Source organism: Pseudomonas sp. LBUM1676, from assembly GCF_059695605.1.
This window is the reverse complement of the sequence record NZ_CP166777.1, coordinates 1454593-1467333: the sequence shown is the minus strand read 5'-3', so window position 1 is coordinate 1467333 and position 12741 is coordinate 1454593. Positions and strand designations below refer to the sequence as shown.

General features: G+C 59.8%; 15 protein-coding genes. 3 read left to right on the top strand and 12 right to left on the bottom strand.

Annotation, left to right across the window (positions count from 1 at the left end; genetic code table 11):
* Positions 1-127 precede the first annotated feature (127 nt).
* Both ACA041_RS06810 and ACA041_RS06805 read left to right on the top strand, forming a co-directional pair.
* Positions 128-1318 (top strand): osmoprotectant NAGGN system M42 family peptidase, encoded by a 1191-nt coding sequence (locus ACA041_RS06810; protein WP_064676452.1) that lies wholly within the window; start codon positions 128-130, stop codon positions 1316-1318.
* A gap of 200 nt (positions 1319-1518) precedes the next feature.
* A complete protein-coding gene (locus tag ACA041_RS06805) occupies positions 1519-1746 on the top strand; it encodes a YheU family protein (protein ID WP_497440431.1) in 228 nt (75 codons plus the stop codon).
* A 5-nt stretch (positions 1747-1751) separates the two neighbouring features.
* On the opposite strand, the gene csrA is transcribed toward ACA041_RS06805, so the two are convergent.
* The 3 genes from csrA to ACA041_RS06790 all read right to left on the bottom strand — a co-directional run bounded on the left by csrA (position 1752) and on the right by ACA041_RS06790 (position 3306).
* Positions 1752-1940: a carbon storage regulator CsrA gene (gene csrA / locus ACA041_RS06800; protein WP_497440430.1), complete on the bottom strand. Its 189-nt coding sequence runs from the start codon at positions 1938-1940 to the stop codon at positions 1752-1754.
* A gap of 153 nt (positions 1941-2093) precedes the next feature.
* Complete coding sequence (locus tag ACA041_RS06795) at positions 2094-2426, bottom strand: YnfA family protein (protein ID WP_497440429.1); 333 nt, start codon at positions 2424-2426, stop codon at positions 2094-2096.
* A gap of 64 nt (positions 2427-2490) precedes the next feature.
* Entirely contained in the window at positions 2491-3306 is an 816-nt protein-coding gene (locus tag ACA041_RS06790) for an SDR family oxidoreductase (protein ID WP_497440428.1), read from the bottom strand.
* 279 nt (positions 3307-3585) lie between these two features.
* On the opposite strand from ACA041_RS06790, the gene ACA041_RS06785 reads away from it, so the two are divergent.
* Positions 3586-3744: a DUF3309 family protein gene (locus ACA041_RS06785; protein ID WP_178084746.1), complete on the top strand. Its 159-nt coding sequence runs from the start codon at positions 3586-3588 to the stop codon at positions 3742-3744.
* A gap of 62 nt (positions 3745-3806) precedes the next feature.
* On the opposite strand, the gene ACA041_RS06780 is transcribed toward ACA041_RS06785, so the two are convergent.
* The 9 genes from ACA041_RS06780 to ACA041_RS06740 all read right to left on the bottom strand — a co-directional run bounded on the left by ACA041_RS06780 (position 3807) and on the right by ACA041_RS06740 (position 12740).
* Positions 3807-5900: an LTA synthase family protein gene (locus tag ACA041_RS06780; protein WP_497440427.1), complete on the bottom strand. Its 2094-nt coding sequence runs from the start codon at positions 5898-5900 to the stop codon at positions 3807-3809.
* Positions 5901-6348: 448 nt separating this feature from the next.
* A complete protein-coding gene (locus ACA041_RS06775; protein ID WP_497440426.1) occupies positions 6349-6954 on the bottom strand; it encodes an START domain-containing protein in 606 nt (201 codons plus the stop codon).
* Positions 6955-6995: 41 nt separating this feature from the next.
* The gene (locus ACA041_RS06770; protein WP_497440425.1) at positions 6996-7250 is read right to left on the bottom strand and encodes a YkgJ family cysteine cluster protein; all 255 of its coding nucleotides are present in this window, start codon (positions 7248-7250) and stop codon (positions 6996-6998) included.
* Between the two features lie 164 nt (positions 7251-7414).
* On the bottom strand, positions 7415-7888 hold the full coding sequence (locus ACA041_RS06765) for a translation initiation factor 2 (protein ID WP_497440424.1): 474 nt from the start codon (positions 7886-7888) through the stop codon (positions 7415-7417).
* 88 nt (positions 7889-7976) lie between these two features.
* Positions 7977-9416, bottom strand: a complete 1440-nt coding sequence (locus ACA041_RS06760) for an aminotransferase-like domain-containing protein (protein ID WP_497440423.1) — start codon at positions 9414-9416, stop codon at positions 7977-7979.
* A 201-nt stretch (positions 9417-9617) separates the two neighbouring features.
* Positions 9618-10430, bottom strand: coding sequence for an OmpA family protein (locus ACA041_RS06755; RefSeq protein ID WP_497440422.1), 813 nt, complete (start codon positions 10428-10430; stop codon positions 9618-9620).
* Positions 10427-10783, bottom strand: a complete 357-nt coding sequence (locus tag ACA041_RS06750; RefSeq protein ID WP_497440421.1) for a DUF4398 domain-containing protein — start codon at positions 10781-10783, stop codon at positions 10427-10429. The genes ACA041_RS06755 and ACA041_RS06750 overlap by 4 nt, the downstream gene beginning before the upstream one ends.
* Before the next feature lie 9 nt (positions 10784-10792).
* Positions 10793-11617 (bottom strand): substrate-binding periplasmic protein, encoded by an 825-nt coding sequence (locus tag ACA041_RS06745; RefSeq protein ID WP_497440420.1) that lies wholly within the window; start codon positions 11615-11617, stop codon positions 10793-10795.
* A 193-nt stretch (positions 11618-11810) separates the two neighbouring features.
* The gene (locus ACA041_RS06740; protein WP_497440419.1) at positions 11811-12740 is read right to left on the bottom strand and encodes an electron transfer flavoprotein subunit alpha/FixB family protein; all 930 of its coding nucleotides are present in this window, start codon (positions 12738-12740) and stop codon (positions 11811-11813) included.
* Between the last annotated feature and the right edge of the window lies 1 nt (position 12741).

Below are 12741 nucleotides of genomic sequence, written 5' to 3'. Positions count from 1 at the left end.
GCCAGCTCCTACAGTTGACCGCATTCCCCTGTAGGAGCTGGCTTGCCAGCGAAGGCGTCAGTTCAGGCAACAAAGATTCTTTCCCCTCATCGAAACCATCGATGCGCTCAACTCATCAGGAGTTTCCATGACCAGCAAAATTCCCGAACCGGATCTCAACTACCTGCAAAAAGTCCTGCTGGAAATGCTCGCCATTCCCAGCCCGACCGGGTTCACCGATACCATCGTGCGCTACGTCGCCGAGCGCCTTGAAGAGCTTGGCATTCCGTTTGAAATGACCCGTCGCGGAACCATCCGCGCCACCCTCAAGGGCAAGAAAAACAGCCCGGACCGCGCAGTTTCCGCGCACCTGGACACCATCGGCGCGGCGGTTCGTGCGATCAAGGACAACGGTCGCCTGACGCTGGCCCCGGTCGGTTGCTGGTCGAGCCGTTTTGCCGAGGGCAGCCGGGTCAGCCTGTTTACCGATAACGGTGTGATCCGCGGCAGCGTGTTGCCGCTGATGGCTTCCGGGCATGCGTTCAACACCGCCGTGGATGAAATGCCGATCAGTTGGGATCACATCGAATTGCGCCTGGACGCCTATTGCGCCACCCGCGCCGATTGCGATTCGCTGGGGATCAGCGTCGGCGATTTCGTCGCCTTCGACCCGTTGCCCGAATTCACTGAAAGCGGCCACATCAGCGCCCGTCACCTCGACGACAAGGCCGGTGTTGCGGCCCTGTTGGCAGCCATGAAAGCGATCGTCGACAGCGGCGAAGAACTGATGATCGACTGTCATCCGCTGTTCACCATCACCGAGGAAACCGGCAGCGGCGCCGCAGCAGCGTTGCCCTGGGATGTCAGCGAATTCGTCGGCATCGACATTGCCCCCGTTGCACCGGGCCAGCATTCCAGCGAACACGCGGTAAGCGTGGCCATGCAGGATTCCGGTGGACCTTATGACTACCACCTGTCGCGCCACCTGTTACGCCTGGCCAGTGATAACGAGTTGCCCGTGCGGCGCGACTTGTTCCGTTATTACTTCAGCGATGCGCACTCGGCGGTGACTGCCGGCCATGACATTCGCACCGCCCTGCTCGCCTTCGGTTGCGACGCCACCCACGGCTACGAACGCACCCACATCGACAGCCTCGCTGCGCTCAGTCGATTGCTCGGTGCCTATATCCTCAGCCCGCCGGTATTCGCCAGCGACGCTCAGCCTGCGAAGGGGTCGCTGGACAGGTTCAGTCATCAGATCGAACATGACACGCAGATGGAAAGCGATACGCGGGTGCCGTCGGTGGACAGTCTGGTGGGGCAGCGGTCGGAGAGCTGATCCTGGTTTTTCTTTGCCTGAGAGATTGTCTTCGCGGGCAAGCCTCGCTCCTACAGGGTTTGGCGTCGATCACAATTGACTCGTACCCTGTAGGAGCGAGGCGTGCCCGCGAAGGCGGTGTAAAGGCAACTCATGGACCCGAGGCTAGCCGCAACCGATCATTCGCCGTAGCATCGCGCAATTGTTTAGCCGAGGTGCCCATGCTGATTCCCCATGACCAACTTGAAGTCGACACACTGACCCGTCTGATCGAGGATTTCGTAACCCGTGACGGCACCGACAACGGTGATGAGACGCCGCTCGAAACCCGCGTACTACGGGTTCGCCAGGCCTTGACCAAGGGCCAGGCACTGATCGTCTTCGATCCGGACAGCGAGCAATGCCAGTTGATGCTCAAGCACGACGTGCCCAAGCATCTGTTCGACTGAAATCTTCAGTGCGCTTTATTTTTTTTCGGCAGTTTGAGCTTGATGCGTTTATAGACCTCGGATCTGTGCACATTGACATCCCGCGGCGCTTCGACGCCGAAGCGCACAGTGCCGCCGTTGACGGCCACTATGCGCACGGAAATGTCGTCACCAATGGAAATCAATTCGCCCACAACGCGGCTGAGTACAAGCATGGCATTCGTCCTTCAGGATTGATTGACCCTGAAGATGCCCGGCGCACGGCAGGTCTTCAATGCAACGGCAGCAAATCAGACCCGCCCTACAGTTCAAGAACAACAGCTCCGAAGGAAACGTCCGACAAACCAGCGCAATGAAGGACCGATCCTTCAGACCGCTGAGAAGCGCGGTCCGAACAGGATGACACTCGCCCCGATCACGCACAGTGCCACCCCGATCCAGTCCGAGCCCAGCGGACGAATCCGCTCGACCACCGCCAGCCAGCCAATCGACGCAACGATGTAGATGCCACCGTAAGCGGCATAGGCGCGACCGGCATAGCTCGCTTCGACACGGGTCAGCAGCAGCGCAAACAGGGTCAGGCTGAGCAACGCAGGCACTATCCACCAGGCACTCTTGCCCTGACGCAGCCACATCCAGAAGGCGAAGCAGCCGGCAATTTCAAACAGCGCGGCGAGAAAAAACCACAGGTAATTGAGCATGCAGACGTCTCGCGAGGATGACCGATGGCGGCCACCCTAACGACGCTGTTGCCCAGGGGCAAGTTCAGCCTGTGGTTTGTTTGGCCTTGGCGCGCATTTTATCGGCCATGACGGTCATTTCGTCGTAGAGCAACTGCGGGTTCTTCTGCTTGAGCGCCCAGGCCATGCGGCCCTGTTCGTGAGGCAGAATCATGAACTCGCCGGCGACAACGTGCTGATGGATGTAGTCGGCAATGTCGGCCGCGGTGATCGGCGAGCTTTCCAGCAATTTACCGACCTGGGCCTTCATGGCCGGCGTCGGGCCGCGGAAGGAATCGAGCAGGTTGGTCTGGAAGAATGACGGGCACACCACATGCACGCTGATTTCCTGCTGCGCCAGTTCGATCAGCAGGCTTTCGGACAAGGCCACCACTCCCGCCTTGGCCACGTTGTAGTTGCTCATGGCCGGGCCTTGCATCAGGGCTGCCATCGACGCAATGTTGATGATCTTGCCTTTGCTTTTTTCCAGCAGCGGCAGGAAGGCCTTGCAGCCCTTGACCACGCCCATCAGGTTGATCGCGATCTGCCAGTCCCAGTCCTCCAGGGACAGCTCACTGAAGAACCCGCCCGAAGCAACGCCGGCGTTGTTGACGATGACATCGATGCCACCCAGTTTCTCTTCGCAGGCTTGGGCGAAGGCGGTGAGCTGGCTGTAGTCACGCACATCACAACGTTGGGTGAAACCGTCGCCGCCGGCGTCGCGAACCAGTTTCAGGGTTTCCTGCACACCGGGCTCGCTGACATCCGACAAGGCCAGCTGCCAGCCTTCACGCGCCCAGCGCAGCGCGATTTCGCGACCCAGGCCAGAGCCCGCGCCAGTGATCATCATGCGATTTTGCATAGCAAACAGCCTTGTTGTTCCGGGGAAGATGTGTCGAGTGTAGCGAAGGTCATTGCCCGACCCACGCTCCATCAGATTGCTGAATGGCCCAGGCAAACCCTGGAAGTGTCCGAACCAACTAATGCAGTAAAAACGAAATAAGCCTTTCTTCGAAAAACATTAAAAAAACTTGGAATTTTCTGTCATGCGCAACAGTCGGATTTTGTAAGCGGCCTGGTTTTATAGCATCCCGGCTGACAGTTAAACACCAGGTAGTTCCAGAACACTTCCAACAAGGAAATAAACATGGGCACAATTCTGATCATTATCCTGATCCTCCTGCTGGTAGGTGGTTTACCGGTCTTCCCGCACTCCAGAAGTTGGGGGTATGGCCCGTCGGGTATCATCGGCGTGGTGTTGGTGGTGCTTTTGATCCTGCTGTTGCTGGGCAAGATATAAAGGTTTAAAACAGGCAAAAAAAGAGGCCCTTCAAGGGCCTCTTTTTTATTGCGCGTCGACGGTCAGTCCGGCTTGCCGTCTACCACACCGGCGGTGTTGTCGATCAGGCTCTTGGTTGCCGTTTGCAGGAACGCTTCGAGCTTGAGTTTCAGCTCGGCCGTGCGCGGTGCCTCCGGAACTACCACGGCACGAGGTGTGGCACCCAGTTCGTAGTTGTACACCTTCGCAGCCATATCCTTATCCTTGGGCAATACCAGAATCTGATCGGCCGTGATAATGGCGGTGGTCTGCTCGCTGCCCGACGGTTTGATCACACCAAAACCGGTATCGCCTTCAGGCAGGTTCAACAGGTCGCGGCCCCAGCACTGATGGCGCACTTCGCCACCGATCCGGCCCATGATGGTCGGCACGATATCGACCTGAGTGCCCACTGTGTGGTCCAGGGTGCCGAACTTTTCCTGGATACCCGGTGCGATGAACAGCATCGGCACGTTGAAGCGGCCCAGGTCCATTTCGGTGATCTGGCGCTCGTTGCCAAACCCATGGTCACCCACGACGACAAACAGGGTCTCCTTGAAGTACGGCTCCTTGCGGGCCTTTTCAAAGAACTGGCCCAAGGCCCAGTCCGCGTAGCGCATGGCGGTCATATGTTCGTTCAGGCTACCGCGATCGGTCACGCGCTCGACCGGCAAGGGCGTCGGCAAGGCGTATGGCGTGTGGTTGGACAGGGTTTGCAGCAGGGCGTAGAACGGCTTGCCGTTTTCCCGCGCCTTGAGCTCGACCAGGCCCCGGTCGAACATGTCCTGGTCGGACACGCCCCAGGTCGGATCGGAGAACACCGGATTGACGAAGTCGTTACGGCCAATGAAGTTGGTCATGCCCTGGTTGCTGAAGAAACCCGACTGGTTATCCCAGGCAAAGTCACCGTTGTAGACGTACACGTCATCGTAGTCACGAGCGCTGAGCAATTGCGGCAAGCCGGACAGCTTGTGGCTCCCTTCAGGCGTTTGCATCAGGTATTCGAACCCCGGCAGGTTCGGGAAGCAAGCCATGGTGGCGAACATGCCCTGATGGGTGTGGGTGCCGTTGGAGAAGAAACGGTCGAACAGCAGGCCTTCCTTCGACAACTTGTCGAGGTAGGGCGTGATGTTGCCCGGTGCGCCCAGGGCGCCCACCGAGTGACCGGCCATGCTTTCCATCAGGATCACGACGACGTTCTTGATCGGCAGGGTCTTGTCGGCCGGCGGCGTGTAATCGCGACGCACGGCGGCAGTCTCGCCATCCACCAGCTTGTCGTCCGGCATTACCAGCAGGTCACGCACGATTTGCTGGGCCTGCGGCTGCGGCAGCTTGGCTTTCCAGATGTTGTCGCGATCTTCGGACATCCGGCTCTTGGCCGCGGCGACCAGCGACAAGGTACCGTTGAGGCCCAGCTGGTTGGCGAAATTGGAGTCGGTGGTGTAGACGTCGCCCCAACGCATCGGCGGGCCCTGACGCAGGGTGCCACGGGCAGCGACCACGCAGACCAGCAGGCAGACCACGAACACCGCGATGCGCGAATACCACGGGGCAATCTGGCGCGTGCCGACACTGCCGCCGCTGAATGGCCCGCGAGGACGGGTGGCGCGGTCGGCGCCCTTGAACGCCAGGGTCAGGATCACGGTGCCCACGGCCCAGGCCAGCAGGTAGCGAACCACCGGGAAACCGTGCCAGAGCATGCTGGTCACGGTTTTCGGGTCTTCCTTGATGTACTGGAAGACCAGGCCGTTGAGGCGCTGGTGGAACTCGCGGTAGAAGTCCATCTCCATCAAGCCGAGAAACAATGCGATGCTCGAGACGATGGTCAGCCAGAGACGGAAGAACCCGCGGGCGGCCATGGCCCGGGCACTGAACAGCGCCAGCAGCAGCGGAATGCTGAGGTACACCACCAGGCGCAGGTCGAAACGCATACCGTTGGTGAACGCTTCGAAAAAGGTCGAGGCCGGTGTGTCGAGCATCATCTCGCGGTTGTAGACCAGCAGCGCGACGCGCAGCAAGGTGAACATGACCATCATGACCAGGGCACACAGCAACGTGTAGGCCAGATGCGATTTGACGGTCGGTTGCAGCAGGCGACTTGAAGCTCGCTGCTGTCTCAGGGCGTCCGGGTTTGCCATGTCGTTTTAGGACCCATTGGAAGTTGAAGTTTCAAAAAAATACAGCGGCGCCTTGCCCTCTGTTGGCCAGTTCCCGGCCCCGGGGCTTGCGCGGTGCGCAAATGTTGCACGATCGTCCGCGGCATTGCCATTATTGATTACTGCCCGGTATGCGCGGCGCGGGCGAATTGTCTTGGAGGCGTTGTGAAAATTTCGTGCAACGCGATACTTGGATACAAAATAAAAGGCGGCCTATCGGCCGCGCGTCTCCTGTGGGAGCGAGCCTGCTCGCGAAGGACGTTAACGATGACGCGTGCTGTCTGGATGAACACGCCGCCCTCGGGTTCTTCGCGAGCAGGCTCGCTCCCACAATTGGATCGGGGAACATCCGTCAGGATCCTGTAACCCCCAACCCCAAACAACAAAACGCCCCGAGAAACCGAGGCGTTTTTTCAGAAGAGCGCTGCCATTACTTCTCGGCGCGTTCTTTCATGGCTTTCAAGGTATTGAACGGCGCGTCGACCACGAACTTGTTGGCCACCATCGACGGGATGCTGCCGCCCGGCTCGGTGTGCACCTGATACGTCACTTCGACCTGATCGCCCTTGGGCACGAACTTCCAGAAACCGTCGACCTTGGTGACCCGCACAAAGCCTTTCTCTTCGGGAAGGTACTTCGGCACGCCTTCGAGCTTGCGGGTCAGGCTGCCATCGGCGCCTTCGACGGTGGTGACGTGCAGCACCGAATCACGTGCAGTGACCGGCCAAGGCGTATTGAACTGAGTGTAGGTCCAGCTCTGATCGCCTTCGTGCTTGAGCAGCTTCTGGGTCTTGCATTCGTGAATCCAGGCGCAGGCGCCTGGCACGTCTTCCTGCAGTGCGCGCAGTTTGGCCAGGGTGGTCTTCATCAGCGTGACACCCCGGTAGGCCTTGTAATCGGAGCCAGCCACCTCGCTCAAGGAGACCTTGATGCCGTCCTGATCCTTGGCGACTGTCCAGTCTTCAGCCTGAGCGGCCGTGGTGGCGAGCATTACTGTCAAACCACACAACACAGCCATACGATGCAGCGAACCCATAATCTTATTCCTTATTGTTGAAGTTCCGTTCGTGGAACACATCACGCCGCGGTCATTTGCTCCCACCATCCCAGCAATTTGATCGCTTCGTCACTGCTGCTTCCGCAGACTTCGACATCGGCGGCAAACGCCGAACACACGGCAGGACGTTCCGCCCTACCGAAAATACTGCACAGATTATCCGCAGAAAGTTGCACGCAACGTTCTCCGGAGGCTTTGCCATTGGGCATGCCGGGGATCGGTGAACTGATGGAAGGGGCAATGCAACAGGCGCCACAGCCTTCACGGCATTTCATGACGACGAGCTCCTCGCGACGGGCGATGTGTTAAAGACGAGGCACAGGGTAACCGCTAAAACAGTTGTTTTAAATTGCCAGGACCCGGGTTTTTTCGCTCAAACAAGCGTGACTGACCAGTCTCCGACAAAGTGTCTGGCCTGCGGGTCACGGATGAGCAGGAATTAACGCTTGAACTCGAATTCCAGCGCTGCGCCCTCGACGTCCCGGCGCTCTTCGTTACGCAGTTGCAACTGCATTTCGTTGCTGATCAGCCGCCCGTTGAGCTGAAACGGAGTGCTGCCGGCCTTGTCGCCGAACATTTGCGGCAATACCGGATCGCGCCGTGGCAAGGGTACCGAACCGATGGGTTTCAGTTCCTCGGCCATCTCCTCGGGCAGGCTCAAATCCAGATCGGCCGAAGGAAGCCTGGTCTTCACCACTTCACTGGCGGATTTGGACTTGGACGCAATCGGCGCGCGTTTTTTCACCTTGGCCACTTTCTTTTTGACCGCTGCGGCTTTTTTAACCGGTGGCGCTGGTTTCGAGGTGGCACCGGCTGCCGGTTTTTCCTTAACGGGATCCGCCATGATGCCTTCTGCCTGCAAGGTCATCAGCAGGCATATCGATAGCCAGACGGCGGGGAAAATCGCTTTCATGGACCCAACGGCGCAAAGGGCAGAAGCCTTATGCTCGCCTGTTGCACGCAACAAGACAAGCGCGGACAGGAAGAACCTGCCCGCCCCGTCAAAAACCGCCGGCCATCTCTTGGCAGAGCTGGGTGGCAAGCATGCCCAGGGTCATCAATGCACGCTCGGCTTCCCGGTTCCAGGGGATGCCGCAGTTCAGGCGAATGCAGTGATTGAACTGTTCGGTGTTACTGAAAATCAGCCCTGGTGCAATGCTGATGCCCTGCTGCAACGCCCGCACATGCAGTTCCTGTGTATTGACCCTTCCTGGCAAACTGACCCACAGAATGAAGCCGCCGGTCGGTCGGGTCATCTGCGTGCCTTCCGGAAAATGCTGCTGCACCGCCAGCTGGAAGGCGCTGAGGTTCTTGCGGTACTCCTGACGGATGTAGCGCAAATGCCGGTCATAACCACCGTTCTCCAGGTACGCCGCAATGCCCATCTGCGTGACGCTGCAGGCCGAATGGGTGCTGAAGGTCTGCAAGCGCTGGATTTCCTGCTGGTACTTGCCGGCAATCATCCAGCCGATCCGCACGCCCGGCGACAGGGTTTTGGAGAAGCTCGAGCAATAGATCACCCGATCCAGCCGGTCGTAGGCCTTCAGCGCCTTGGTACGGCCCTGCTCGAACATCAGTTCGCCGTAGATATCGTCCTCGACAATCTGGATATCGAAATCCGAGGCCAGACGCAGCAGTTGCTTCTGGCGTTCTTCGGGCATGGTGCCGCCCAGCGGATTGCTCAGACGGGTGGTCAGCACCAGCGCCTTGATCGACCACTGGTTGGCCGCCAGTTGCAGGGCTTCGAGGCTCATGCCCGTTGCCGGATCGCTGGGAATCTCGATGACCTTGAGGCCCAGCAGGTCAGCCAGCTGCAACAACCCGTAGTAGGTCGGCGACTCGGCGGCGATCAAGTCGCCCGGTCGGGTCAGGACGCGCAGGGACATCTGCAGGGCATCGACGCAGCCGTGGGTGATGACCACTTCCGAAGGGTCGACCACCACACCGGCATCGCGCATGCGAATGGCCACCTGGCGCCGCAAGGGTTCGAAACCGGGACTGAACATGTAGCTGAACGCCCGCGGGCTATGGAAACGGGTGACCTTGGCCAGTTGCTGATGCAGCGCCCTGACCGGCAGATAATCGACGCTTGGCACGGCCGCGCCCAAGGGGAACACACCCTCGCGGCGGGATTCGACCAGCACTTGCTGAATGATGCTGCTGCGGGTGACCAGGCCGGGACGCTCGACCCGGGCGATATCCGGCGTCGGCGCCGTCAGGGCCGGCGTCTGGTGCACGTAGTACCCCGACTGCGGCCGGGCACGGATCAGCCCCTGATCCTCGAGATTGGCGTAGGCCTGCAACACCGTCGCATGGCTGACGTTGAGCTGCGAGCTCATCTTGCGCACCGAAGGCACGCGCTCCCCCGGTTGATAGACGCCACGGCGGATGTCTTCGGCCAGCTGTTGAGCAATACGTTGGTAAAGCAAGAGATTGGTCATGACGCAGCACTCGATTTCACGGGCATTTTATTCTTATGTGAAACAATACCGGAACAGTTTAGAAGTGTACGGGGACAGTTGCCACAATAGTCGACAGTACAGTGCAGTGTCAGCAAAATCTGTACCGCTTTGTGTAGCAGTTCTCAGGCGTAAAAAAACCCGGCGCTGCGGTGCAGGCCGGGTTCTCCAGGGACGCAACCCTTAGCGGGCAGCGCCGAGCTGGCCTTTTTCGTCGGAGAACACAATTTCCACCCGACGGTTCTGTGCACGGCCCCGTTCCGAGGCGTTCGCATCTACCGGGTATTCATCGCCGTAGCCTTCCACCTGGATGCGTTTGTCGTCGATGCCCAGGTCCATCAGCACGTTCGCTACCGATTGCGCACGGTCGCGGGACAGCTTGAGATTTTCCTGCTTGCCGCCGGTACTGTCGGCGTAACCTTCGATGCGCACCACGCGCTTGGGGTTGAGCTGCAGGAACTGCACGATCTTCAACGCCACGCGATTGGCCGAACTTTTCAACTCCGCTTCGCCGGTATCGAACAGCACATCGCCCAGGGTCATCACCAGGCCACGGTCGGTCTGGGTGGTGGCCAGCGCGAGAATCTGTTCTTCAAGCCACTTGCCCTGCTGCTGCACGCTGAGCAATCTGGATTCGCGCAGGGCCAGTTGCAGGCGCTGCCGCTCGAGTTCGAGCTTCGCCGCGCGCTCTTCGTTGAGCACCTGGTTGGTGTGCTCCCGGGCGATTTCGCTGTAGCGCTGGCTCAGATAGGCGTAATGCTTCACGTCGGATCCGCTGCCCCAGTAACTGGACAGACGATCGGCGCGGGCCAGGGACTCTCCGGCGCGAATCACGTCCTTGGGCGCGATTCGCAGCACGTTGGAATCTTCCTTGACCTTCTGGAAATCGACATCGGCCTGTTGCAACGCGGCCTCGCTGTGCTGACCGGCACAGCCATGCAGGCCTGCGCAGCCCGCCAGGATCAAACCGCCGAGTACTTTGCGCTTGAGGCTCATTGGGCGTCTCTCAATTGCTTGCGCAAACGGGTGATGCGGGTATTGAGCACGTTCAACTGTTCTTCGCTCTTGAGGGTCAGGACCCGGGCTTCGGCCAGGCGCGCGTCCAGCTCGGCCTGTTCGGCACGCATGCGCGCATGTCTGTAGGACTGGTCGGCCATGTCGCCCTGGGCCCGGGTGAATTTTTCTTCGGCCAGTTTCAATTCCGGCACGTCGGCGGCGGTGGCGCCCACGGCTTTGGCCTGGACAAGGGCCTGTTCGGTCAGGCGGATCTGTTCATTCGGCGCCGGATCGGCTGCACAACCCGCCAGAGCCAGAACGGCCAGGGCAGCGAAAAGAGGTCGAATACTCACTAAAAATCCCTACTGTTTTGGGGTACTGGCGGGTTGTTGCTGCTGCAGCTTCCAGCGCTCGACATTGCGCTGCAATGCGGCTTGCGCCAGTCCGGACGCGGGCAATTCTGTCATCTTTTTCGCCAGCTGTCCGCGCAACCACGGATCGTTGCAGGCAGAGTTATGGGAAACCGCGAGGAACAGCCCGGGTTTATCGACCGGTTGTGGCCGCGCGATCAGGTCATTGGCCATGCTCAGCGACTGCGCGGCCGCCATGCCCGAGTAGCGCCCGGCAAGGACAAACTCCACCTCGCCCAGCAGCAGTTTCTGGAAAGCCTGGGTCAGGTTGGGCGTACGGGCGAGGGTCAATTGTTGCTCGGCGAACGTGTCGAAAGCCGCCGTCGTCCTGGACTTTTCCGACAGGGCGCCGGGATGACCCTGAAGGTCCTGCGCCTGGTCGTAGACCAGGGCCGAGTCTTTTCGGGTCCAGACCAGGTAATCGTTTTCCAGCAACGGCGGATGAATGTAATCCAGGGATTCCAGCCCGCTGACGGTCAACGACGCATCGGCCAGCATGTCCATGCGCCCGCTGCGCACTTCGTCGATGGCCTGGGAGCGTTTGCCGGCGTAAAGCAATTGGACCTTGATCCCCAACTCCCCTGCCACGTGCTGCAACAGATCGGCACTGGCGCCGATCAGGTGCTTGGGGTTCTGCGGGTCTTGCCACAGGTAGGGCGGCGCATCCGGGCTGCCGGTGACTATCAGGCGTTCACACTTGCCCGCGGCACTGGACAACGTCGGCAATATCGCCAACCCCATCAGCAATGACCAGCCACACACTTGGCGCAGATCCATGGCAATACACTCCCCAAACCCGGTTATCTCCCCTGTAGGAGCGAGCTTGCTCGCGAAGGTCGTTAACGATGACGCGCGAGTTCTGGCAAAACGCGGCGCATTTGAAACCTTCGCGAGCAAGCTCGCTCCTACAGGGAGAGCAAAAAAAAAGCCCGACCAAATGGTCGGGCTCTTTATAAGTGAAGCCGCTGGATTAGACCAGCTTCTCCAACTCGGGGATTGCTTCGAACAGGTCCGCCACCAGGCCATAATCGGCCACCTGGAAGATCGGCGCTTCTTCGTCCTTGTTGATCGCAACGATCACCTTGGAGTCTTTCATGCCGGCCAGGTGCTGGATCGCGCCGGAGATACCGACCGCGATGTACAGCTGTGGCGCAACGATCTTGCCGGTCTGACCGACCTGCATGTCGTTGGGTACGAAACCTGCGTCGACCGCGGCGCGCGAAGCACCGACGGCAGCGCCCAGCTTGTCGGCCAGGGCGTACAGGTGTTTGAAGTTGTCACCGTTCTGCATGCCGCGACCGCCGGAAACGACGATCTTGGCAGCGGTCAGTTCCGGACGATCGGACTTGGCCAGCTCTTCGCCAACGAAGCTGGAAATCGCAGCGTCGTGAGCAGCAGCTACGGTTTCAACGGCAGCGGAACCACCTTCAGCAGCAACCGGATCGAAACCGGTAGCACGCACGGTGATCACTTTGACCGCAGCGTTCGATTGAACGGTAGCGATGGCGTTACCGGCGTAGATCGGGCGCTTGAAAGTGTCAGCGCTTTCGACCGAGATGATCTCGGAGATCTGGTCAACGTCCAGCTGGGCGGCAACCCGCGGCAGGATGTTTTTGCCGTTGGAGGTGGCGGCAGCCAGGATGTGGCTGTAACCAGCGCCAAGCTCGGCGACCAGCGGTGCCACGTTTTCCGGCAACTGGTGAGCGTAGGCGGCGTTGTCGGCCACCAGCACTTTAGCCACGCCAGCGATTTTCGCAGCGGCTTCAGCCACGGCGCCAGCGCCCTGGCCTGCAACCAGCACGTGAATGTCGCCGCCGATTTTAACAGCGGCTGCAACAGTGTTCAGCGTGGCCGGGGCCAGCACTTTGTTGTCGTGTTCAGCGATTACCAAGATAGTCATG

Bases quoted from the DNA above. Each gene is read 5' to 3' on its own strand.
- ACA041_RS06805 (WP_497440431.1), top strand. From the start codon at position 1,519: ATGCTGATTCCCCATGACCAACTTGAAGTCGACACACTGACCCGTCTG.
- ACA041_RS06790 (WP_497440428.1), bottom strand. From the start codon at position 3,306: ATGCAAAATCGCATGATGATCACTGGCGCGGGCTCTGGCCTGGGTCGC.
- csrA (WP_497440430.1), bottom strand. From the start codon at position 1,940: ATGCTTGTACTCAGCCGCGTTGTGGGCGAATTGATTTCCATTGGTGAC.
- ACA041_RS06795 (WP_497440429.1), bottom strand. From the start codon at position 2,426: ATGCTCAATTACCTGTGGTTTTTTCTCGCCGCGCTGTTTGAAATTGCC.
- ACA041_RS06780 (WP_497440427.1), bottom strand. From the start codon at position 5,900: ATGGCAAACCCGGACGCCCTGAGACAGCAGCGAGCTTCAAGTCGCCTG.
- ACA041_RS06745 (WP_497440420.1), bottom strand. From the start codon at position 11,617: ATGGATCTGCGCCAAGTGTGTGGCTGGTCATTGCTGATGGGGTTGGCG.
- ACA041_RS06755 (WP_497440422.1), bottom strand. From the start codon at position 10,430: ATGAGCCTCAAGCGCAAAGTACTCGGCGGTTTGATCCTGGCGGGCTGC.
- ACA041_RS06775 (WP_497440426.1), bottom strand. From the start codon at position 6,954: ATGGGTTCGCTGCATCGTATGGCTGTGTTGTGTGGTTTGACAGTAATG.
- ACA041_RS06770 (WP_497440425.1), bottom strand. From the start codon at position 7,250: ATGAAATGCCGTGAAGGCTGTGGCGCCTGTTGCATTGCCCCTTCCATC.
- ACA041_RS06765 (WP_497440424.1), bottom strand. From the start codon at position 7,888: ATGAAAGCGATTTTCCCCGCCGTCTGGCTATCGATATGCCTGCTGATG.
- ACA041_RS06740 (WP_497440419.1), bottom strand. From the start codon at position 12,740: ATGACTATCTTGGTAATCGCTGAACACGACAACAAAGTGCTGGCCCCG.
- ACA041_RS06760 (WP_497440423.1), bottom strand. From the start codon at position 9,416: ATGACCAATCTCTTGCTTTACCAACGTATTGCTCAACAGCTGGCCGAA.
- ACA041_RS06810 (WP_064676452.1), top strand. From the start codon at position 128: ATGACCAGCAAAATTCCCGAACCGGATCTCAACTACCTGCAAAAAGTC.